General features: G+C 56.2%; 22 protein-coding genes. 15 read left to right on the forward strand and 7 right to left on the reverse strand.

Translation table 11 applies throughout. The annotated features are described in order from the left end of the window. The first annotated feature begins 270 nt into the window (after nt 1-270). The 15 genes from HPY58_09500 to HPY58_09570 all read left to right on the forward strand — a co-directional run bounded on the left by HPY58_09500 (nt 271) and on the right by HPY58_09570 (nt 12,347). Nucleotides 271-1,074 carry an IclR family transcriptional regulator gene (locus HPY58_09500; protein NPV29865.1) on the forward strand — a complete coding sequence of 268 codons (804 nt, stop codon included), beginning with the start codon at nt 271-273 and terminating at the stop codon, nt 1,072-1,074. 187 nt (nt 1,075-1,261) lie between these two features. Next, complete coding sequence (locus HPY58_09505) at nt 1,262-2,005, forward strand: amidohydrolase (GenBank protein NPV29866.1); 744 nt, start codon at nt 1,262-1,264, stop codon at nt 2,003-2,005. Between the two features lie 173 nt (nt 2,006-2,178). Then, nucleotides 2,179-3,042 (forward strand): 3-methyl-2-oxobutanoate hydroxymethyltransferase, encoded by an 864-nt coding sequence (gene panB / locus HPY58_09510; protein ID NPV29867.1) that lies wholly within the window; start codon nt 2,179-2,181, stop codon nt 3,040-3,042. Between the two features lie 27 nt (nt 3,043-3,069). Beyond that, complete coding sequence (locus HPY58_09515; protein ID NPV29868.1) at nt 3,070-3,555, forward strand: DUF1097 domain-containing protein; 486 nt, start codon at nt 3,070-3,072, stop codon at nt 3,553-3,555. A gap of 103 nt (nt 3,556-3,658) precedes the next feature. After that, nucleotides 3,659-3,847: a 4-oxalocrotonate tautomerase family protein gene (locus HPY58_09520; protein ID NPV29869.1), complete on the forward strand. Its 189-nt coding sequence runs from the start codon at nt 3,659-3,661 to the stop codon at nt 3,845-3,847. 90 nt (nt 3,848-3,937) lie between these two features. Further along, complete coding sequence (locus tag HPY58_09525; GenBank protein NPV29870.1) at nt 3,938-4,627, forward strand: hypothetical protein; 690 nt, start codon at nt 3,938-3,940, stop codon at nt 4,625-4,627. A 31-nt stretch (nt 4,628-4,658) separates the two neighbouring features. Then, nucleotides 4,659-5,321 carry a cobalamin-binding protein gene (locus tag HPY58_09530; protein NPV29871.1) on the forward strand — a complete coding sequence of 221 codons (663 nt, stop codon included), beginning with the start codon at nt 4,659-4,661 and terminating at the stop codon, nt 5,319-5,321. A gap of 31 nt (nt 5,322-5,352) precedes the next feature. Continuing rightward, on the forward strand, nt 5,353-6,627 hold the full coding sequence (locus HPY58_09535) for a hypothetical protein (protein NPV29872.1): 1,275 nt from the start codon (nt 5,353-5,355) through the stop codon (nt 6,625-6,627). A gap of 105 nt (nt 6,628-6,732) precedes the next feature. Continuing rightward, nucleotides 6,733-8,568 (forward strand): DUF4445 domain-containing protein, encoded by a 1,836-nt coding sequence (locus HPY58_09540; GenBank protein NPV29873.1) that lies wholly within the window; start codon nt 6,733-6,735, stop codon nt 8,566-8,568. An 8-nt stretch (nt 8,569-8,576) separates the two neighbouring features. After that, a complete protein-coding gene (locus HPY58_09545) occupies nt 8,577-9,179 on the forward strand; it encodes a hypothetical protein (protein ID NPV29874.1) in 603 nt (200 codons plus the stop codon). Next, nucleotides 9,172-9,591, forward strand: a complete 420-nt coding sequence (locus tag HPY58_09550) for a hypothetical protein (GenBank protein NPV29875.1) — start codon at nt 9,172-9,174, stop codon at nt 9,589-9,591. The genes HPY58_09545 and HPY58_09550 overlap by 8 nt, the downstream gene beginning before the upstream one ends. Further along, on the forward strand, nt 9,588-10,448 hold the full coding sequence (locus tag HPY58_09555; GenBank protein NPV29876.1) for a dihydropteroate synthase: 861 nt from the start codon (nt 9,588-9,590) through the stop codon (nt 10,446-10,448). The genes HPY58_09550 and HPY58_09555 overlap by 4 nt, the downstream gene beginning before the upstream one ends. 20 nt (nt 10,449-10,468) lie before the next feature. Then, on the forward strand, nt 10,469-11,008 hold the full coding sequence (locus HPY58_09560; protein NPV29877.1) for a hypothetical protein: 540 nt from the start codon (nt 10,469-10,471) through the stop codon (nt 11,006-11,008). Nucleotides 11,009-11,215: 207 nt separating this feature from the next. Continuing rightward, nucleotides 11,216-12,088 carry an SPFH domain-containing protein gene (locus HPY58_09565; GenBank protein ID NPV29878.1) on the forward strand — a complete coding sequence of 291 codons (873 nt, stop codon included), beginning with the start codon at nt 11,216-11,218 and terminating at the stop codon, nt 12,086-12,088. A 46-nt stretch (nt 12,089-12,134) separates the two neighbouring features. Further along, the gene (locus HPY58_09570; GenBank protein ID NPV29879.1) at nt 12,135-12,347 is read left to right on the forward strand and encodes a hypothetical protein; all 213 of its coding nucleotides are present in this window, start codon (nt 12,135-12,137) and stop codon (nt 12,345-12,347) included. Nucleotides 12,348-12,384: 37 nt separating this feature from the next. Here HPY58_09570 and HPY58_09575 read toward each other — a convergent pair whose 3' ends face one another. The 7 genes from HPY58_09575 to HPY58_09605 all read right to left on the reverse strand — a co-directional run bounded on the left by HPY58_09575 (nt 12,385) and on the right by HPY58_09605 (nt 21,592). Then, on the reverse strand, nt 12,385-13,107 hold the full coding sequence (locus HPY58_09575) for a 4Fe-4S binding protein (GenBank protein ID NPV29880.1): 723 nt from the start codon (nt 13,105-13,107) through the stop codon (nt 12,385-12,387). A gap of 137 nt (nt 13,108-13,244) precedes the next feature. Continuing rightward, nucleotides 13,245-14,351: an RNA polymerase sigma factor RpoD gene (gene rpoD / locus HPY58_09580; protein ID NPV29881.1), complete on the reverse strand. Its 1,107-nt coding sequence runs from the start codon at nt 14,349-14,351 to the stop codon at nt 13,245-13,247. Nucleotides 14,352-14,430: 79 nt separating this feature from the next. Continuing rightward, complete coding sequence (locus HPY58_09585) at nt 14,431-16,260, reverse strand: DNA primase (protein ID NPV29882.1); 1,830 nt, start codon at nt 16,258-16,260, stop codon at nt 14,431-14,433. Between the two features lie 80 nt (nt 16,261-16,340). Next, entirely contained in the window at nt 16,341-17,336 is a 996-nt protein-coding gene (locus HPY58_09590) for a deoxyguanosinetriphosphate triphosphohydrolase (GenBank protein ID NPV29883.1), read from the reverse strand. A gap of 29 nt (nt 17,337-17,365) precedes the next feature. Beyond that, nucleotides 17,366-17,968, reverse strand: a complete 603-nt coding sequence (locus HPY58_09595; protein NPV29884.1) for a flavodoxin family protein — start codon at nt 17,966-17,968, stop codon at nt 17,366-17,368. A gap of 167 nt (nt 17,969-18,135) precedes the next feature. Then, a complete protein-coding gene (locus HPY58_09600) occupies nt 18,136-20,784 on the reverse strand; it encodes a pyruvate, phosphate dikinase (GenBank protein ID NPV29885.1) in 2,649 nt (882 codons plus the stop codon). Continuing rightward, nucleotides 20,774-21,592, reverse strand: coding sequence for a kinase/pyrophosphorylase (locus HPY58_09605; GenBank protein ID NPV29886.1), 819 nt, complete (start codon nt 21,590-21,592; stop codon nt 20,774-20,776). The genes HPY58_09600 and HPY58_09605 overlap by 11 nt, the downstream gene beginning before the upstream one ends. Between the last annotated feature and the right edge of the window lie 24 nt (nt 21,593-21,616).

Genomic DNA, 21,616 nt, shown 5'->3' on the forward strand with positions numbered 1-21,616 from the left:
CCGCGAATCTTAAAGAAAAAGAAGGAGATTCTAGTTTTTTATTGTATATTATATAAAAACTAGGAGCGAGTTAACTGTACTACTATACGGAACGATTTCATAGCGTACTTCTGAAATACTGCATCAAAACAAAAACAATGGGCAAAACATATAAAAATGAACGATATGTTTCATTATATGGAACGTTTTATTCATTTTTATAAAAATTTCGAATATACCTCTTGACAAAAATGAATTCTCGTTTTATAATGTGGGAAGGAAGTGTTAAAATTGACGCATAAAGTAGAGATGCAGAAAACAGAAGCCAGGAAAAACCTTTACCAGGTACAGTCCGTAGAAAGAGCCATTGGCATCTTAAAAGCCATATGCGCAAGCCATTTCGATATGGGGATCACAGAGCTCAGCAGAGAGCTCAACCTGAGCAAAAGCACCGTTCACAGGCTAATTACAACCCTCGAAGCTCACGGCTTTGTGCAGCAGGTTTCAAACAGCGGCAAATATCGACCCGGCTGGAAATTATTTGAGATCGCCCAAGAAGTGCCCAGAAGGATGGGGCTTGACTCAACGGCCAAGACGTATCTCCAGAAATTATGCCAGGAAACCGGAGAAACGGCAATTCTCGCCATATTAGACGGAACGGAAACTATTTACATCGATAAGGTTGAAACCAACCACATCTTAAAGATGGAAATTAAGATTGGTTCCCGTTTGCCGGCATACTGCACTGCCTTGGGAAAAGCCCTGTTGTGCGAATTATCGGCAGAAGAATTGGAAGAGTTATACCGGGGAAAAGAATTCAAGCAATACACCATAAACACCATCTCTTCTCTGGAACAATTGCGCCAGGAGCTGGAAAACGTCAGAATAAGGCAGTATGCCATAGACGACGAAGAGTTGAGCATCGGTTTTCGATGCGTCGGCGCTCCCGTCCGCGATGTATCGGGGCGCATCATAGCAGCCATAAGCATTGCCGGCCCCTCTTGTCGCCTCACCAAAACCAGGCTAATGGAAGTGTATCCTACCGTCATGAGCATCGCATCAGAACTCTCCGCCGCACTGGGGTACCAAAAATAATTCACTTTTTCCATATTTTTTATCTGTGATTATTGGAACAAGGTTCCGTAATATGGAACAAAAGTTGTCGAAATAAACAATCTGGGATAAGGAGGGTGATAGCACAAAACGTATCAGAAAACAAATGAATCAAGTTAGTGTCATGCGGTTTTGTTGCATCGAAAAGAAAAAGAAAGGAGAAATTTCCATGCCGATCGTTGATGCTCACGTTCATTTGGGTCCATGTCGTGTCTTTGGCTGGGAATGCACAGAAGAACAGATTATTTCTTCGATGGAACGGAACGGGGTGGACATCTCCATAGTTCAGCCCTTCCCCGGCGCCCCTGACCCGATTAAAATCCACGACGATATTGCCAGGCTGGCCCAAAAGTATCCCGGCAGAATTTTCGGCATCGCCAGCATCAACCCCCACCAGGACGAAAAAGTGGTTTATCAGGAGCTCGTCCGCTGCATCAAGGAGCTCGGGTTTGTGGCCGTTAAATGCCACACCATCGGACATGCCCTAATGCCTCCGGCAAAAGACGCCGACATCCTCTTCGAAACCGCCAGGGAATTAAAGGTCCCCGTGATGATTCACAACGCCTCCTTCGGCATCCCCTTCTCTTTGCCCTCCCTGGTGATTCCGAGGGCCAAGCAGTATCCGGATGTGCCCATCGTTATGGCCCACGCGGGAGCCTGCACCCTGACACCCGAGGCCATTTTCATCGCCGGTGAGTTCAAAAACCTCTACCTCGAAACATCCTGGTGCATGACCCCTGACATCAAATGGGCCATCGACTATTTAGGGGCCGACCGGGTCATGATGGGATCCGATTCGCCGGAAAACCTGGATGCGGAAATGGCCAAGTACAGGGTGATTGACATCACCGAGGAACAACGACGCAAGGCTTTGGGCGAGACTGCCGTAAACGTCTTCAAACTTAGAATTTGATTTCCCGGTCTACCAGCCATCGCAAAAAGCAGGGCAAATAAAAACAAAAAAGGAGAAACATAGGAAGCAAGGAGTTCACCGAGCAACCTGTGTTTCTCCTCCAAAAAAATGGCCTACTGTAAGGATAGCAAAGAAAAACCTTTTAGTCAAAAGAAATTGACGAAGGGGAGAAAATCGTGGAAAAAGTTACGATCCCATACCTCAGGGAAAAAGCAAAAACCGGAAAGCCGATAACGATGATGACAGCATACGACCACCTTATGGCCCAGCTGGAAGACGAGGCAGGAATCGAAATAATTCTCGTTGGGGATTCGCTCTACATGACCGTACTCGGCCACGATTCAACGCTTCCGGCCCGCATGGATACCATGATCGAGCACGCAGAAGCCGTACGGCGGGGCGCCCCTCGCGCCTTTGTCATCGGAGACATGCCCTACATGTCATACCAGATCAGCATTGAGGAGGCTATTCGCAACGCCGGCAGGTTCATGAAAGAGGCCAGGGTGGACGGCATTAAGCTGGAAGGCGGCCGGGAAGTGGCCGAAACCATCCAGGCGCTGACCAGGGCAACCATTCCCGTCATGGGGCACCTGGGGTTGACGCCGCAATCCATTTCCATGCTCGGGGGCTTCAAGGCCCAGGGCAGAAGCCTGGAGGCGGCCGAAAGAATCATCGAAGATGCCAAGATCTTAGAGGAAGCGGGAGCATTTGCCATTCTCCTTGAAGCAATCCCGGCCGAAGTAGGCAAGATCATCACCAAACGCAGCAACATACCCATCATCGGCATCGGAGCGGGCCCCTACTGCCACGGCCAGCTGCTCATCGTGCAGGACATGCTCGGCTTATACAAGAGCTTTGTCCCCAAATTCGTCAAACAATACTGCAACCTCTACGACATCATCAAAGAAGCCTTCAAAAACTACGTCCAGGATGTGGAGTCAAGAGCCTTCCCGGAGCTGAACAGACACTGTTACAAAATGGAGGAGCAAGACAGGCAAGAACTCTACCGGAGGTATTCCACGGAGTTGTCTTCATGAGCAGAACTTCAAAAGGGGGAGAAACGAATGAAATCTTACCTCTTCAAGCTGAGCATCGTTGCCGGCATCTTGTGCGGGATATACGTCTTTCTCTATCAATACTTTCCGATTAAAAACCTGATCTGGATGACGTTTGTCGCCCTCCCCATATATTTCGGGGCCGGCGCGAAACGGGAGGAGTTTCCCCACTACCTGGTCAGTTCCGCCGTCGGCATCATCTGGGGATTCATCTATCTGAAATTAATCGGACTGCTGGTCGGCGCAGGATTGAACGCCAACCTGGCCCTGCTCCTGGTGGTGGGCGTCGTGACTCTGGTGATGTGCGCCATCCACCTCTGCCTCACCGCCAACACCTGGGCCAACAAGCTCCCCATCATGTTCGGCACCGTAGCCAGCATGTTTTCCCAAAACGGACAGGCCCCGGGGAGCATCTTCCTAACCCTGGCCGGCGGGCTCGTGCTGGCCCTGGCGATCATGGAAGTAACCAATCTATGGGCAAAACCCGAAGCCTGAATCCGTCCCCTCGGTCGCCAGGGCCCGCCGGGCCCCTAAAAAAGGCGTAATCCCGTTGCAGCATAACGGGAAAAATTAAAACAAAAAAAGGAGCGTGAGGAGCATGCCGTTCATCAACATCCGCATCTTCGAGGGGCACCCCAAGGACCGCAAGGCGAGGATTGCCGAAAAAATAACAGAGGTGGTCCATCAGGAAACCGGAGTTCCCAAAGAATACATCTGGATTACATTCCAGGACATCCCTCCAGACGAGTGGGCCATCGGCGGTAAAATGTGCGGAAAAACGGAGTAAACGGGTTTCGGCTCATGATCCGGGTGGAGAGGCCTAGAAGCCCCTCCACCCGAAACACCCCCTCCCATCACAGAAAGGTGCTTGTGAGACATGGAAATCGTCCGGGATGTCAAGATCGATCTCACAATGGACGACCTGCTCCGGGTGCACGGCGTCGGGCAGGCAAAAAACAAGATCAACAAAAAGGCGCTGGACAACTACCGGCAGCTTTTAGACGAGGCGCTTAATCTCATCGATCCCGTCTACATCTACCGTTCCCTTTCGGTTGCCGAAGTCGGAGAAAACCATCTCACCGTGGAAACCGGCCACAGGTTCGGGGTCCACATCATGGCAAAGTTGATGCGCACGGCAACCAGGGTTTACTTCATGTGCTGCACCATCGGTCCCCGCCTGGAGCAGCGCGTGGCGGAATACCGAGCGAACGGTTTTCCTGCAAAAGCGTATATCCTCGACAGTATCGGCTCCCTGGCCGTAGACATGCTCGCCCTGGAAGGATGCAGGATGGTTGAGGAGATCGCCGAGGCGGAGGGCCTGTCTTCCAGTGTAGCTTTAAGTCCCGGTTATCTGGGGTGGGAATTAACCGATCAACGAAAGCTGTTCCAAATCCTGGAGCCTTCTAAAATCGGGGTTTCGCTAACCGATACGTGCATCATGACGCCTCTAAAGTCTACGACCCAGGCCATTGGATTGGGACCGGGATTGGGTGGAAAATCGAAGGTTACCTGTGATTACTGCTCCTTAAAGGCAAGATGCAATTTCCGGAAATCAAAAGCTTCTTAAAAAAATAAAAAAACTTAAAGGGGTGTGAAGCATGGCAAGCAAAGAGGAGATTCTGGCTCAGCTGGCCCAGGCTGTTGTCGATATGGATGTGGAAGGGGTAGAAGCGAAGTGCAAAGAGGCTTTAGAAGCTGGAATCCAGGCCTTTGAAGCGATTTCAGCCGGACTGTCTGCGGGCATGAGAAGGGTCGGCGAACTCTGGAACAACATGGAAATCTTCATGCCGGAAGTTATGGGATCGGTGGATGCTTACTATGCAGGCCTGAAAATCCTCAAGCCCCAGATCAAACAAAATGAAAAGACCGAATACATAGGAACGATCGTAATCGGAACAATCTGGGGCGACATCCACAGTGTAGGAAAAGACGTTGCCGTTCCGGTATTCGAAGGAGAAAACTTCAGGGTCATCGACCTGGGACTGGACGTGCCTGCGGAAAAGTTTATAGAGGCCGTAAAGGAATACAATCCGGACATCGTGGGTTTGGGTACGTACATGAGCGAAACTTTCCTGCATGTGGAGGAGCTCGTCAAGGAGTTCCAAAAGGCTGGCATCAGGGACAGGGTGCTGGTGGTCTGCGGCGGCCCCGCGGTAGACTCAGAGGTAGCCAAAAAAATGGGAGCCGATGACGCCTGGGACGATGCCTGGGAAGCGGCAGAAGGCATGAAGAGGCTCCTGGCGCAGAGAAGCCAAAAATAATTTTCAGGAAATTTACAAGGAGGGAAAACAGATGAGCCAAGTAGTGGACAAATGGGTAGAAAAGTGCATCAACCTCCCTCAAATCGGAGAGATGACCCATACGGAAAGAATGCGCAAGGCATTTGAGCTGGAAGATCCGGATATGGTCCCGGTAGCCATCGAAACCGACGAATGGCAAATAATATACGCCGGATACGACTTCTACGAAACATGGGATGATGTGGATAAGGTCACCGATGCGGTTTTGAAAACCTGGCATGACCTGCGCCAGGACGTAATCTGGCCGTACTTCTGCCCAAGCCACGTACTGGATCCCCTTCTTACTCCGGAACAGCGCAAAAGCTGCTACGACCTGCGCGACGGCAAGTCTTACGTTGTGTTCCGCGAAGTGACCAAGAGCCTCGACGAAATGATCAAAGTCTACGAAAGCAAGCCCTGGCAAAAGTACGGGCTCGGCAGGCTGGCCACCCACTACCTGCCGCATTTCGACCACATGCTGGAATTCCAGAAAAAAATGAACAACACCGTCCCGACGATCCTGGGAATCCCCAACCCCAGCAACCTGGCAGAATGGGCGGTAGGTGTGGAAAACTTCTTGCGCTGGACGGTTTCCGAGCCGAAGTCAAAAGTTCACTACTATTTGGAGCTGGTAACAGAGTACCTGCTGGGTTCTCTTGAGGCGTGCCGCCCCTATGCCGAGGCAGGCATAGAATTCATCTGTGTGTTCGGCGGCGCCCGGACCTGGGGCCCCAGGCAGTTCGAAGAGTTCGGCATCTACGACCGGATCTTTGCAGAAAAATGCGCCAGCATCTTCAAATATCCGTTCCACCACATCTGCGGCCACAACCTGCCCTACGCAATGGAAATGCTTGCATCCATGCCGTATGCCGGCGTTCAGTACGACGAGCCGATGAAGCAGCTGGGATGGTCCTGGGCACAGTGGTGCGAATGGGTGGCAAGGCTAAACAAAGGCATCGCCTGTGTCATGAACGCCCCGACAACCCAGGCCCTGGCCTACAAGGACGCCGAGTACAACCGCACCATGATTAAAGAATTTATCGAGCACACCACCCCGCACACCACCGCCGTGATCATGCCGGGATGCGAAATATCCGTAGGAACCCCTCTGGAAAACGTCAAAGCGGCAATCGAAGCAACGCGGAAGTACGGGAAGTATCCGGAGTGCAAAACTGCGGCAGAACAAATATGGACTGAAGAGTCTTTCCAGGAAAGCAGGAAAAAATTGACCAAGAATTTGCCTCAGTGGGCCTTGCACTACAGAAAGAACCCGAGAACCTTGAAATAATAATACCTCCCCCTCCCCCCTCTTTAACCTAACGCCTTACACGCCCCGAAATAGGGCGTGTAAGGCAATTAAAGCATGGAAAATTTTCTCAAAGGTAACCGGGCCATGAAACTCAACGTAACTATTTTGCCGGCAAATATAACAATAGCCGTGCCATACGGCACCAATGTACTGGAAGCCATCAGGAAGGCAAAGGTCCCTTTTGCTGCTGTATGCGGCGGCAAAGGAAGATGCGGCAAGTGCCTGGTGGAAGAAGTCTCCGGGCTTGCGCCGGCGACAAAAAGAGAAAAGAAAATCCTCAAGGAGCAGTCTGCCAAGGATGGCATGCGCCTGGCATGCCAGGCCCGAATCGTAAAAAACGCAACGGTGATCGTGCCTGCGGCCAGGGGTATGGCGGAGAGCAAGGCAGGCCTGAAAGGAGAGGAGATCTGGAATATCGCTCCCCGATTTTCCCTGGAAAAGCTGGAAATCCCCAAGGCCTCTGCTTCCGAGCCCGCCTCTCTCACATGCAGACTCAAGAAAGCGCTGGCCGAAAAGGGCAAGGAAGATGTGGAAATTAGCCTGGACCTCCTGCGCCGTATAGCCACGATGTCATCGGATCGCATTGCAGTATTAATCGAAGGTAACCGCCTGGTTGATGTGCTCGAGGGAGACTGCGAGAAACCGATTTGCGGCCTGGCCCTCGACATCGGTACCACCACAATGGTCGGGTATCTGGTAGAACTATCTTCCGGCCGGCAGCTGTCCGTCGCCGCCATGGAAAATCCCCAGGCCTCCTTCGGCTCCGACATCCTGAGCCGGATCAGTTCCATCAGGCGCAAACCCGAGAACCTTCAAGTTTTACATCAACTCCTGATCAATGGGGTCAACGAGCTTATCGAGAGGGTCACAGATGCAGCAGGGGTGTCCCGGGAATTCATTTACGACCTGGTTGCCGTCGGGAACACCTGCATGATCCACTTTTTTTTGGGAATCTCGCCCCAAAGCCTGGCCGTGGCCCCCTATCACGCCGTACTGGAAGAAGCCATCGAGGTGCGGGCGCCAGATCTCAAAATCGCCATTAACAAAAACGGGCTGGTCAGAACTCTTCCGATCATACGGAGCTTTGTGGGGGCCGACACGGTAGGCGCCATCCTGGGCAGCGGCATGCCCAACAGCCGGAATCCTACATTGCTGATCGATATCGGCACAAACGGTGAAATTGTTTTAAAAACAAAGAATGAAATGGCCGCCTGTTCGGCTGCGGCGGGGCCTGCCTTTGAAGGGGCGCGTATTCTTTACGGGATGCGCGCCACCGCCGGAGCCATCGACCACGTCAGGGTGGGCGACGGCAGCGACTTTGAAATCCACACCATCAACGGGCTGCCGCCCAAGGGGATCTGCGGCTCGGGCCTCATCGATGCCATCTACGCAAGCAGGCTGCTGGGGTTGATGGACGGCTCTGGGCGAATCCTGCCCAAGGAAAGTGTACCCGGCCCTTTAAGGCACAGAGTAGTGCCCTGGGGAAAGGGGAGGGCAATCGTCCTGACTCAAGAATCCGAAACAGAAGCGGGGCAGCCTATAATCCTCACCCAACAAGACATCCGCCAGGTCCAGCTGGCCAAGGGGGCGATTCGGGCCGGCATCGAGATTCTGATGCGGGAACTGGGGCTGACGATAAACTCGCTGGATCGGATTATCCTGGCGGGAGCATTTGGCAGCTACATATCCCGGGAAAGCGCGCGGGGAATCGGCCTGATACCCCCCTTGCCCCTGGACAGAATCGTTTCGGTGGGAAATGCTGCGGGAGAGGGGGCCAAAATGGCATTGCTATCCAAGGATGCCTACGCCGAAAGCCTGATGCTGGCACGAAAGGTGAAATACATTCCCCTCTCCGGCCGGGAAGACTTCCTGCGGCTGTACCTGAAAGAAATGCACTTTCCCGAACCTCCCGCATTTTAGAAAAGAGGTTGAAAGCTTTGCGGATCCTATTGATTTCCGGGTTTCTCGGAAGCGGAAAAACAACTCTTGCATTGGAGCTGGCAAGACTGTTGGTCGAGCAGGAAAAAAGGATCGCAGCCGTAATCAACGAAGTGGGAGACGTTGGCATCGATCCCGATCTGTTCCGGGATTGGGATGAGGTTCGCTTATACGAGCTTTTCAGCGGCTGCGTGTGCTGCCAGACAAGCAGCGATTTGATTAAAACTTTGCAGGCAATAACGAACGCCGGCAACGTGGATGTGCTGGTTCTCGAGCCGTCAGGCATCGCACTGTCAAGCCAAATCATAGATACCATTCGTTATTGGAGTGCCGAGGTTCCCGTGGTCAATGTGGTGCTGGTGGATGCCACAAGGTTCCAGATGCTGATGAAGGAGCTGGAGCATCTCATCACGGACGCCCTTATGAACGCAGACCTGATAGTGGTAAGCAAAGTCGATCTGTGCGGGGACGGCGAGCTGCAATCCGTTCTGGAAAGAATAAGGGAACTGCGTCCGGAAATTCCTGTCGTTGCCGGCAATCTTTTAAGCAGAGGAGATAAAGCAGCCAGGGAGGTGCTTTTCCGAATTGGATAGTCATCCTTGCGCCTCAGATTTCCACGTTTCGGTGGCAAGCAGAAGAATTAAGCTGGACGGCGCCTTTGACTTTACGGCAGAGCAGTGGTCAGAATTCGTCCTGGCCTTGCTAGGACGAATGCGGTCCCGGCTAAACAACGGAAAACTTTTTTTGGGGCACATCAAGGCTTCCCTGGAGGTGGATCGGGGTTTGATATTCGGCAGCACCACGGGTGGTGCCGCCGCAATCAAATTTTCCGAAGCGCCGATTCCAAAGTCGTCAAAGGCCCTGTTAAAGACGGCCTTAATTGCATACAAGATCGACCAGGGCTCTTTAGAAAACTGTCTCCTGCAGGCCCTTGACGAAACATCTCAAGAATACGGATTGACGTACCAGGTAGAACAGCAAGAGAAAGAGGAGGAGTATCTATGATTACCATTCTTTCCGGAACAGAAACCACCGTTGAGGCATCGCCCGACAAACCAACGGTGGTGATCGGAGAAAGGATCAATCCTACCCGGAAGAAAGAGTTAACCACGGCCCTGCGCGAAGGCAGGCTCGAACTGGTAGAAAAGGAGGCTCTGGCGCAAAAGGATGAAGGCGCCGATGTGATAGATGTAAACGTGGGTGCACCCGGCGTCGACGAAATAGCCATCCTGCCGCAGGCGGTAAGGCTCGCAGCCGAAGCAACAGGACTTCCGGTATCCATAGACTCTTCACACCCTAAGGCCATCGAGGCTGCCCTTAAGGTATGCCCGGGGAAACCGTTAATAAACAGTGTATCGGGTGAAACAAAATCCCTGGAAAAAGTTTTGCCCCTGGCCAGAGACTACGGCGCAGCCGTTATTGGCCTATGCTTAGACGACAGCGGCATCAGCACCGACCCGATGAAGCGCCTGGAAATTGCAAAAAGGATTCTGGAACGGGCCTGTGCCCTTGGCATACCGGTGGAGGACGTTGTCTTCGATCCCGTGGTGACAGCAGTGGGTATAGATCACACGGCAGGCAAGGTGACCTTAGAAACCATGAAACTGATCTCCGGCGAGCTGAAGGCAAACCTGGCTCTCGGCTCAAGCAACATCTCCCACGGGCTCCCCTACAGGCCGTACTTAAACAACAGTTTCCTGGCTTTAAGCATCCTTAACGGAGCAACCCTGCCCATCGTCAACCCGGGTGCACCCGGCCTGATGGAAACCGTTCGCGGCACAGATCTGCTGCTGGGCAAAGACATTAAAGCGCGAAGATACCTGAAACTTTACCGGGATCGCCTGAAAAAACCCCAAATTTAAAAGAGGAGTGGTTTCGCAGGATGAAGCAGGACGTTATGTTGATGGTGGCCGGATTAATGGAGCTGGCAGCCAGGACCGCACCGAAGGCAGGGGGAAAGGATTACATCAAAACCAAAATAATAGGCAGGGAAGAACTGGAGAAGCTGGCTGACGCCATGGTGGAATTCGGGGTGAGAAAAAACAAGAAGGACTTCGACCGCGACGGTGAAAACGTGAGGAATTCCGACGCTGTTCTCCTGATAGCGCTGAGCAATGCCAAAAAATTAGGTCTCAACTGCGGAGCCTGCGGCTTCTCCACATGCGCGGAGCTGCCCGATACCGCCGAAAGCTCGGAGTTTGCAGGCCCGATCTGCGCCTGGAGGCTGCTGGACCTGGGCATTGCCCTGGGCTCTGCGGCCAAAACCGCCGGGCTGCTGAATGCCGACAACAGGATCATGTACAGGATCGGTGCCGTGGCGCGGGAGCTGAAGATGATCGAGGGAGAACTGGTGGTGGGAATACCAATCTCCGCGACGGGCAAGAACATCTATTTCGATCGCAAGCCGTCCACCGCCCTTTAGGCAGTCCGTACCCCCAACATGCAGGTTCCAATCCGGCGTCCCGCCAGGTCCGACGGAAAGGAAAATCCCCCGGTTGAGTTCAGGAAGCCCCGGGCGCGACAGGCAAGCCCGGGGCTTCACTCTGGAGAAAGAAAGTCCCCTTGCAAAGAATTATATCAGTGTGATATCATAAACATAGCAAAACCATATCAGGAGGAGGCTGCCGGTGTGAACGAAATCAAGGCATGGAAGACCAGCGGGTTTCTGGGGCTTTTGGTGATTCTGCTGCTCTACGGCGGGTGTGCCTATTTTGCCATCGCTCAAATCGTCGGGGAGAGGTGGAGCTGGACTGAGCTGCTGCTCTGCATTTTGCTGTTCCTTTCGGCGTCTTTTGGAGCCAGCGGCCTTACCGTGGTCCAGCCCAACCAGGCCAGCGTCCTGACATTCTTCGGCCGCTACCTGGGCAGCGTTCGGGAGAGCGGGTTCTGGCTGGTCGCCCCCCTGACGTCCCACAGGAAAGTTTCCCTGCGGGTGCGCAACTTCAACAGCAAGCAGCTGAAGGTCAACGACGTGGAGGGCAATCCCGTGGAAATCGCGGCGGTAGTGGTGTTCAGGGTGGTGGATACGGCGAAGGCGGTGTTCGAAGTGGACAACTACGAACAGTTCGTGGAGATCCAGAGCGAAACCGCCCTGCGCCACGTGGCCACCCGCTACCCCTACGACACCTTCGAGGACGAGAGCGGGTATTCCCTCCGAGGCAACGCCGAGGAAGTGGCGGCAGAACTGGCGCGGGAGCTGCAGGAGCGCCTTGCCGTGGCCGGAGTGGAGGTGCTGGAGGCCCGCCTGACCCACCTGGCCTACTCGCCGGAAATTGCCGGGGCCATGCTGCAGCGCCAGCAGGCGGCAGCCATCATTGCGGCCAGGCAGCGCATTGTGGAAGGCGCGGTGGGAATGGTTCAAATGGCCATCTCCAGACTGGAGCAGGACAACCTGGTGAGCCTAGACGAAGAGCGCAAATGTCTGATGGTCAACAACCTCCTGGTAGCCATCGTCTCTGAACGCGCCGCCCAACCGGTGATCAACGTGGGCAGCCTGTATTAGGGCGTGGGGTCTTATGTCCGGCTCGACCCCCGGCAGAAAAAAATTCTTGCTCAGGCTGGATCCCCGGCTCTACGAAGTCCTGGAGCGTTGGGCGGCAGATGAACTGCGGAGCGTAAACTCCCACATCGAGTTTCTGTTGAGGGACGCGGCGCGGCGGGCAGGGCGCCTGCCTGCTGGCCGGAAGGGAGGGGACACCTCCCGCCCCTCTCCACACGAGGGCCAAAACTCCTCCCTGCCCCGTCCACCCGAGCCCCCGTAAACCACGGAGCTCCTCCGGCCTCCCGGCCGGCCCGCCATCAGCCTTCGAGAACCCTCCCGTCGGTGCCAATGGTCACCGCGCGCCAGGGAACCTCCCTGGCGCTTCCGGCGAGGGCCCGCTCCACCGCCTTCACAATCCCCCCGCAGCAGGGCACCTCCATGCGGAGCACGGTGATGTCCTCGATCTCGTGGGCCCTCAGGATCTCTGCCAGTTTTTCGGCGTAGTCGAAGTCGTCCAGCTTGGGGCAGCCGATGAGGGTGATCCTGTCCCGCATGAAGTCCTCGTGGATGTTCGCATACGCATAGGCCGTGCAGTCTGCCGCCACCAGCAGGGATGCACCGTCCAGGTAGGGGGCCCCGGCCGGCACCAGCCTGATCTGGCAGGGCCACTGGCGAAGCCGGGATTCCGGCGCCGCCGCTTTCTGCGGCGCCGGAGCTTCGTGGGTGCAGCCCTCCCTTTTAATCACCCTCGCGGTGGTGCCGGGGCAGCCGCAGGCCAGCCTCTCCGGGGCGGCCTTTTTAAGCACCTCCGCGTGCCTTTTCGCGGCCTCCTCGTCATAAGCAGCCGCCTCCCGTTCCTCAATGGAAAGTGCCCCGGCAGGGCACTCGGGCAGGCAGTCCCCGAGGCCGTCGCAGTACGACTCCGAAACCAGCCGTGCCTTGCCGTCTACCAGCTGCAGGGCTCCTTCATGGCAGGCCTCCACGCAGAGCCCGCAGCCGTCGCATTTTTCTTCATCGATCCTGACGATCTTCCTCTTCATCGCTTCAGCCTCCCTCCAGCTTCAGTTTTGGAACGTGAAACCCATGCCTTCCCAGGCGGGCCAGGCCCGCCCTCCCTTTTGATTTTACGGGGCCTGAATCAAAAAGCCCCTTCCTTCTGATGGAGTGGGGCTTTTTCTTATTCCAGGTAGTCTTTGAGCTTCTTGCTCCTGCTGGGGTGCCTTAGTTTCCGGAGGGCCTTGGCCTCAATCTGGCGGATCCGCTCCCTGGTAACGTTGAACTTCTGTCCCACTTCCTCCAGGGTGCGCGCCCTCCCGTCATCAAGCCCAAAACGGAGGCGCAGCACCTCCCTCTCCCTGGGCGTCAGGGTATCCAGGACCTCTTCCAGCTGCTCCTTCAGGAGAATGAAAGAAGCTGCCTCCGCCGGGGCAAGGGCGTCTTCGTCTTCGATAAAATCCCCCAGGTGGCTGTCCTCCTCTTCCCCAATGGGAGTTTCCAGGGATACAGGCTCCTGGGCGATCTTCATGATTTCCCGCACCCGCTCCACCGGAATGTCCATCTCCTGGGCAATCTCCTCAGGCAAGGGCTCCCTCCCGAGCTCCTGGAGCAGCTGGCGGGAAACCCGGACAAGCTTGTTTATAGTCTCCACCATGTGCACGGGAATCCGGATCGTCCGCGCCTGGTCGGCAATGGCGCGCGTGATCGCCTGCCTGATCCACCAGGTTGCATAAGTGCTGAATTTATACCCCTTCCTGTAGTCGAATTTCTCAACCGCCTTGATCAGTCCCAGATTTCCCTCTTGAATCAGGTCGAGAAAGAGCATCCCCCGGCCGACGTAGCGCTTGGCAATGCTCACAACAAGGCGCAGGTTCGCTTCCGCGAGGCGGCGCTTCGCCTCTTCGTCACCCTGCTCAATCCGCTTGGCAAGCTCGATCTCCTCCTCGGCGGTGAGCAGGGGAATGCGGCCGATTTCCTTTAAATACATCCTCACGGGATCGTCAATGGCGATCCCCTCGGGGATTGAAAGATCCACCTCGATCTCCTCATCAGGAGGGGCCTCCCTGTCCTTTTCGAAGGCCGGGCCGTCCCCACCTTCAGGAACGACCTCGATCCCCATTGCCGCAAAATGCTCGTAGATGTTATCTATCTGGTCCGGGGTGAGTTCAATCCCCTGGAGGGCGTCCATGATCTCCTGGTAGGTAAGGCACCCCTTTTTCTTCCCCCGCTGTATGAGTTCCTTTACTGCCTCGATTTTCAACTGATCTTTGAACTGGTTTTCGTTCAACCGGTCTCCCTCCTTTCCCGCTGTTCTGCCGGTTAAGTCGCCTGTCTTAAAAGAACGAACCTGTTTCGCGGTTCAGGGTTTACGAAGATCTTTCTGAAAAAAGCAGCTGTTTTTTCAAAACCTCGAGCTGCGCATACAAACCATGTAATTCTGCCATCAAGTCCTTAATTCCTTCCAGTTCCCCGTTCCTTTCACGTTCCCGCAAAGCTGCAAGAACCGCTGCAATCCGGGAGTTTACCTGCTCTTTTTTCAAAACCTGCAGGTAATCCCTGAGGATCCGCTCCTGCTGCTGCGGGTCGAGGTCCTGCTCCGTGCCGGTCAGAAGGAGCCCGGCCAGCTCCGCCTGATCCTCCTCGGGAACTCTCTCCAGGAGTTCGGCAGGGGTGGTCCACCCGAACTGCTCCAGGAGGCGGACGTAGTCTCCCAGCTTCCCTTCAAAAATTCCCAGGCCCACCTCCTGCCGCACGTACTCCCAAACCTCACGGTTCGAGCACATCAACCTGAAAAGCCCGCGCCGGGCGGCCTCGGCCGCGGAAAGCTTTTGTGCTGCGAAAACTTGTTTGCCTTTTTCCATAGTATATCTAATTTTTTCATTTCTATCCTTTCTTACCCGCTCCCTGCCGATGTAGCGAAGCAGTTCGGCCCGGATCGCCCCCTCCGCAACCCCAAGCCGCTCGGAGATCAGCCTGATGTACCCATCCCGCACCACAAGGTTTTCGATCCGGGCGAGGTCCTCCAGGAGCGCTCCGACGATCTCCGCCTTGCCGAAAACGGTCTCCGGATCGGACTGCTGCATGGCTTGCGCCAGCTTGTACTCAAGATGGGACATGACGCGCTCCTTCAAGGCGGCCGCGAAGGCCTCCCTCCCCCGGCTGCGCAGGAACTCATCCGGATCCTTCCCATCAGGGAGATCCAGGACGTAAACCCGCGCCCCCAGCTCCAGGAGATAACCCGCGCCCCGCAGGCTGGCGGCAGAGCCTGCCGCGTCCTGGTCGAAGGCCAGGACGACTTCGGGGGTATAGCGCACCAGAAGCCTGGCCTGCTCCCGGGTAAAAGCGGTCCCCAGCACTGCGCACGTGTTTGTGAAACCGTACTGGTGGGCCGCAATGCAGTCCATGTAGCCCTCCACCACCAGCACCCGGCCCTCTTCCCGGATCCCGGGTATTGCCAGGTGAAGCCCGTAGAGGTTTCTTCCCTTGCTGAAAACAAAAGATTCCGGCGAATTCAGGTACTTCGGCTGTTCTTCCCCTAAAGCCCTCCCCCCAAAGCCCAGGCAGCGCCCCTGGGGGTCGAAGATCGGGAAAATGACGCGGCCCTGAAAGCGGTCCTGCTGCACTCCCTGCCGGATCAGGATTAAACCCGCCCTGGCAAGCACCTGCCGGGAATAACCCCTGCCTTCAAGGAATTCCAGCAAAGCCGTCCCGCTCTCCGGGGCAAAACCCAGCGAAAATTTTTCCCACATCTCCGGGGAAACCCCGCGCCCTTTCAAGTAGGCGCGGCCCTTTTCCCCTGCTGCTTCATCCCGTAATATCTTATGATAAAATGCAGCAGCCTCGCTATTTAATTCGTAATACCCCTCTCTGCGCTCCCTGTCCCCCCTGGCCTCGCCGGAACGGGGGACAACCAGTCCCAGCCGGTGCGCCAGTGCTTCAACGGCTTCCGGGAAGGTAAGGTGGTCCTTTTTCATTAAAAAAGTGAAGACATTTCCTCCCGTACCGCAGCCAAAACAATAAAAAATCTGCTTCGCAGGCGAAACGGTAAAGGAGGGGGTTTTCTCCGGGTGAAAGGGGCACAGCCCCACATAGTTCTGCCCCGTTCTTTTCAAAACCACATACTCGCCGATCAATTCGACAATATCTATCCTGTTCCGAACCGTTTCCACAAAATCCCCAGGTATAAGCCCCGCCATGCAGCCATCCATCCCTTTGTTGCTTCTTTAAAACTTAGTTCGCCGCTTTCCTGTTATCTCCTCTTTTACCTGCGGGACCCTCACGCGTCAACCCAGGGAAAGGGAAGGAAGTGCTTTTCAAAGGTTTTAATCGCAAACCTGTCCGTCATTCCTGCCACATAGTCAACAACGCATCGTTCAATCCCTTCAGTTTTGGCCTTTTCCTGCAACTCAACAGGAAGATCCGCCGGGTTTTCTACGTAATACCGGTACAAAATCTTTATTATTCGCCGCGCCTTTAATTCCTCCTTCTTTGCCAGGGATCCAATGTAAACATTCTGAAAAAGAAACTCCCGGAGCTTATCCGTCGCCTCCTGAACAGCCTCCCCCATTCTGATTTCGGGCTTGTCCCAACTGTGCTGGATTAAATCCAGCACCATCGTGTTGATCCGCGTTTTATGGCGGTCCCCCAGAACCCGGATGCTTTCCCGGGGCAGATCCTCAAGCCTGATGATGCCGGCCCGGAGGGCGTCGTCGACATCATGGTTGATGTAGGCGATGCGGTCCGCAATCTTGACAATCTGGCCCTCGAGGGTGGCAGGCTTGACGGGCCCCGTATGGTTTAAGATCCCATCCCGCACCTCCCAGGTCAGGTTGAGCCCCCTTTCCCCCTCCAGCTTTTCGACAATCCGCAGGCTCTGCTCGTTGTGGCGAAACCCGGCGGGGAAAACTTCGTTCAGGGCCTCCTCCCCGGCGTGCCCAAAAGGCGTGTGGCCGAGATCGTGACCCAGGGCGATGGCCTCCGTCAGGTCCTCGTTGAGCCTGAGGGCGCGGGCAATGGTCCGGGCAATCTGGGCAACTTCCAGAGTATGGGTGAGCCGCGTCCGGTAGTGGTCCCCCTCCGGCGCAATAAAAACCTGGGTTTTATGCTTGAGGCGGCGGAAGGCTTTGGAGTGGATGATCCGGTCGCGGTCCCGCTGGAATTCGGTGCGGACAAGGCAGGGTTCCTCAGGGAAAAGACGCCCGCGGGTGCGGGCACTTAAAACGGCATAGCGGGAGAGATAGGCGGCTTCCCGCCTCTCAATCTCGCTCCGGATGCACGACCGCTCTTTCAAAGGCACACCCCCTAGCGGCGGAGCCTTAAACCCTGAGTCGCCTCGGCAACTTCAACAACCCGCCGCGCCAGGATGCGCGTGCGGTTGATGCCATTCTCATCCTCTTTCGCGGGGCGCTGGGCGCAGGCACCCTGGTGCCCGCAGTCGTAATCCCGGTGGCCGTCTCCCACCACAATCATCCCCTGGACCAGCATCAGATCGTGAATCGCCTTCAGGGCGGCTTCCTGCCCCCCGAAGCGGGCTCCCGCCACCGCAACCCCCCCGCCGACCACATTCAAAAGGGCCTTTTCGCCGCGGAGAACCCTCGTTTTATCCCAGAACGCCTTCAACTGGCCGGAAATCGTCCCAAAGTAAACCGGGCTCCCTACAATCAAACCATCTGCAGCGCGCAAGAGGTCCAGGGCGGCGCCGAGCTTGTTCCCCTCTCCGCAGCTTCCCTTGCAGGGTGAGGAACAATCCCTGCAAAAAGGCATTTCCAGGTCGGCCAGGACATCCGCGGCGTGGACCAAATGGGTTTTTGCGCCGAGGGCCTCGGCCACAAGGAGCGCTTCCCGAACAAGGAAAGCGGTGTTTCCATCCTTCCGGGCGCTTCCGTTGATGCCCACAATAAACAACCCTTCCACCTCCCACCCCAGCGTAAAAAGCAAAACACGCTAACATTATTATATACTTTCCCGGCACCCCATGTTCCTGCCGCAAAAATAAATTCCCGGGCAAAGAACCCGGGAAAGCATTTGTCTGACAGATGAAGGGCTAAAAGGCCGAAGACACCGCCCCGGGATTATTTTCTGTGCTTGATTGCAGCCTGGGCAGCTGCGAGGCGGGCGATGGGAACCCGGTAGGGAGAGCAGCTCACGTAGTCCAGGCCAGTCAGGTGGCAGAACTCGATGGAGTTGGGCTCTCCCCCGTGCTCCCCGCAGATCCCCAGCTTCAGCTTGGGGTTTGCCTGCCGGCCGAGTTCCACCGCCATTTTTACCAGCTTTCCGACCCCGGCCCGGTCGAGCACGGCGAAGGGGTTGTGCGCCAGGATCTTTTTCTCGATGTACTGGGGGATAAACTTCCCCTCGGCGTCATCCCGGCTGAAGCCATAGGTCGTCTGGGTCAGGTCGTTTGTGCCGAAGGAGAAGAAGTCTGCCACCTTCCCCACCTCGTCGGCGGTGAGGCAGGCCCGCGGGAGTTCGATCATCGTCCCGATGGGAACATCCAGTTTAATCCCCGTTTCCGCGGCAACAGCCTGCATCACTTCCAGGCAGAGCTCCCTCAGGATTGCCAGTTCTTCCGCCCCCATCACCACCGGAATCATGATTTCCGGCCGCGGCTGGTAGCCTTCCTTAATCAACTGCGCGGTTGCCTGCAGGATCGCCCGCACCTGCATGGCGTAAATCTCCGGGGTCGTGATCCCGAGCCGGCAGCCCCGGTGGCCGAGCATTGGATTGAACTCCGAAAGAGCCCGCGCCCTCCGGAGGATCGCCTCCTTCCGGACAATTTCCTCGCGGTCTCCACCCGTCAGCCTGAGCTGGGTAATCTCCACCGCCAGCTCTTCAGTTTTAGGAAGAAACTCGTGCAGCGGAGGGTCGAGGAGCCGGATGGTAACGGGAAGCCCGTCCATCGCCTTCAAAATTCCGTAAAAATCTCCCTGCTGCATGGGAAGGAGCTGGTCCAGGGCCTGCTTGCGCTCCTCTGGGGTTTCGGCCAGGATCATCGCCTGGACGATGGGCACGCGCTCCGGCGCCATGAACATGTGCTCGGTGCGGCAGAGCCCGATCCCCTCGGCGCCGAACTGCCGCGCCCGCGCGGCATCTCCCGGCGTATCGGCATTCGCCCGCACCCCGAGAACCCTGATCTCGTCGGCCCACTCCAGCAGGACGCGGAACTCCTCGCTCAGCTCCGGCTCGATCAGGGGAACGGCGCCCAGGATCACCCTCCCGGTGCTCCCGTCGATGGAGATCAGGTCTCCCTCCCTGACCTCCAGGCCGTTGACCGTGAATTTCTTCGCCTCGTAGTCAATCCTCAGGGCTTCGCAGCCGCAGACACAGGGCTTCCCCATCCCCCGCGCCACCACGGCGGCGTGGCTGGTCATGCCCCCCCGGCTGGTAAGAATTCCCTGTGCAGCAACGATCCCGTGGATGTCGTCCGGCGTCGTCTCCGTCCGGACGAGAATCACCTTTTCCCCGCTCTGCCCCAGCTTCTCGGCTTCATCAGCATCAAAGACCGCTTTTCCTGAGGCGGCCCCTGGAGAGGCGGGAAGCCCCTGCGCGATCACCTCCAGCTTTACCCTGGGGTCGATCTGACGGTGCAGGAGCTGGTCCAGCTGGCCGGGCTCGATCCGAGCCACGGCCTCTTCCCTGGTAATCAGTCCTTCCCGGACCATGTCGACGGCCACCTTAACCGCCGCAGCGGCGGTGCGCTTGGCGGTCCGGGTCTGAAGCATGTAGAGCCTGCCCCGCTCAATAGTAAACTCAATGTCCTGGACATCCCGGTAGTGCCTTTCCAGCAGTTCACTTATCCTTTCGAACTCGCGGTAGGTCTCCGGCATTTCCTCCTGCAGCTTTGCAAGCGGTTGAGGCGTCCGGATGCCTGCCACCACATCCTCGCCCTGGGCGTTCATCAGGTATTCCCCGTAGAGAACCTTCTCTCCGGTTGCCGGATTCCGGGTGAAGGCCACGCCCGTTCCGCTGCTCTCTCCCATATTCCCGAAAACCATTGCCTGGACGTTGACGGCGGTCCCCAGGTCGTCCGGGATCTGGTGCACCTTCCGGTAGACTACAGCGCGGGGGTTGTTCCAGGAATCAAAGACTGCCTTGACGGCCATGCGCAACTGCGTCATGGGATCCTGAGGAAAATCCTCCCCTGTGGCCGTTTTCACAATTTCCTTGTACTCCCGGATTACCTCCTTCAGCAGGCCCGCGTCAAGCTGATGGTCGTACTCCAAACCATGCTGCTGCTTGCACCTGGTGAGCACCTCTTCAAACCGGGAGTGCTCAATTCCCAGTACGATGTCGCCGAACATCTGGATGAAACGCCGGTAGCAGTCCAGCGCGAAGCGCTCATCCTGCGTCGCTGCCGCCAGCCCCTCAACGGTCCGGTCGTTCAGGCCCAGGTTCAAGACCGTATCCATCATCCCCGGCATGGAAACCGCCGCTCCGGAACGAACGGAAACAAGGAGAGGGTTGTTCAGATCTCCAAAGGTTTTCCCGGTCCTTTCCTCCAGGATGTGCAGGGCCTTCTGAATCTGCTCTTCGAGACCGGGCGGAAACTCCTTCTGGCGGGCGTTGTATTCATTGCAGGCTTCTGTGGTGATGGTGAAACCGGGCGGCACAGGGAGACCGAGATTGGTCATTTCCGCCAGCCCTGCCCCCTTCCCCCCCAGCAGATCTTTCATGTCAGCCCTTCCCTCATCGAGCAGGTAAACGTACTTTTTACCTAACATCTCGCTCCCCCTTATAATAAATTTCTAAAACCTTGCTCGCCGTTTCCTCCACCGCTTTATTGGTGACATCGATGACCGGGCACCCCAACTGGGCCATAATCCGGTCTGCATATGCCAGCTCCTTCTGGATCCGGTCGAGATTGGCGTACTCGGCATCTGTAGTCAAACCGAGCGCCTTCAAGCGCTCCATGCGGATCTGGTTAAGCGGATTTGGTTTAATGGTGAGGCCGATGATCTTCCGGGCCGGAATTTTGAAGAGTTCGGCGGGCGGCGCCACCTCCGGGACGAGGGGAACATTGGCCGCCTTGATCCGCTTGTGGGCCAGGTACATGCAGACCGGGGTCTTGGAGGTCCGGGAAACCCCGATGAGCACCACATCAGCATAAAGCAGGCCGCGCGGGTCCTTGCCGTCGTCGTATTTTACCGCAAACTCAATGGCCTCCACCCGGCGGAAGTACTGGTCGTCCAGGCGGTGCAGAAGCCCCGGCTGCATCTTGGGAACCAGATCGGTGGCCCTGGTCAACGCCTCCAGCATCGGCCCCAGGATGTCTACAGTCGGAATGTTCCTGGCGCGGGCCATTTCCTCCAGCTCTTCCTTGAGCCCAGGGATGACCAGAGTGTAGGCAATCACGCCGGGCACTGCGCTCGCCTCTTCGATCACCTGGGCAATCGTACTCCTTTCACTTACATAGGGAAAGCGCCGGATTTCGAATCTCCCCGCATTGAACTGGCTTGCTGCAGCGCGTGCCACAAACTCCGCCGTTTCTCCTAGTGAATCAGAGACCACGAAAATTACCGGAATCCTCATAAAGGAAAACATCTCCTCTCAACA

This window comes from Bacillota bacterium, from assembly GCA_013177945.1.
In the GTDB taxonomy this organism is placed as follows: domain Bacteria; phylum Bacillota; class DSM-12270; order Thermacetogeniales; family Thermacetogeniaceae; genus Ch130.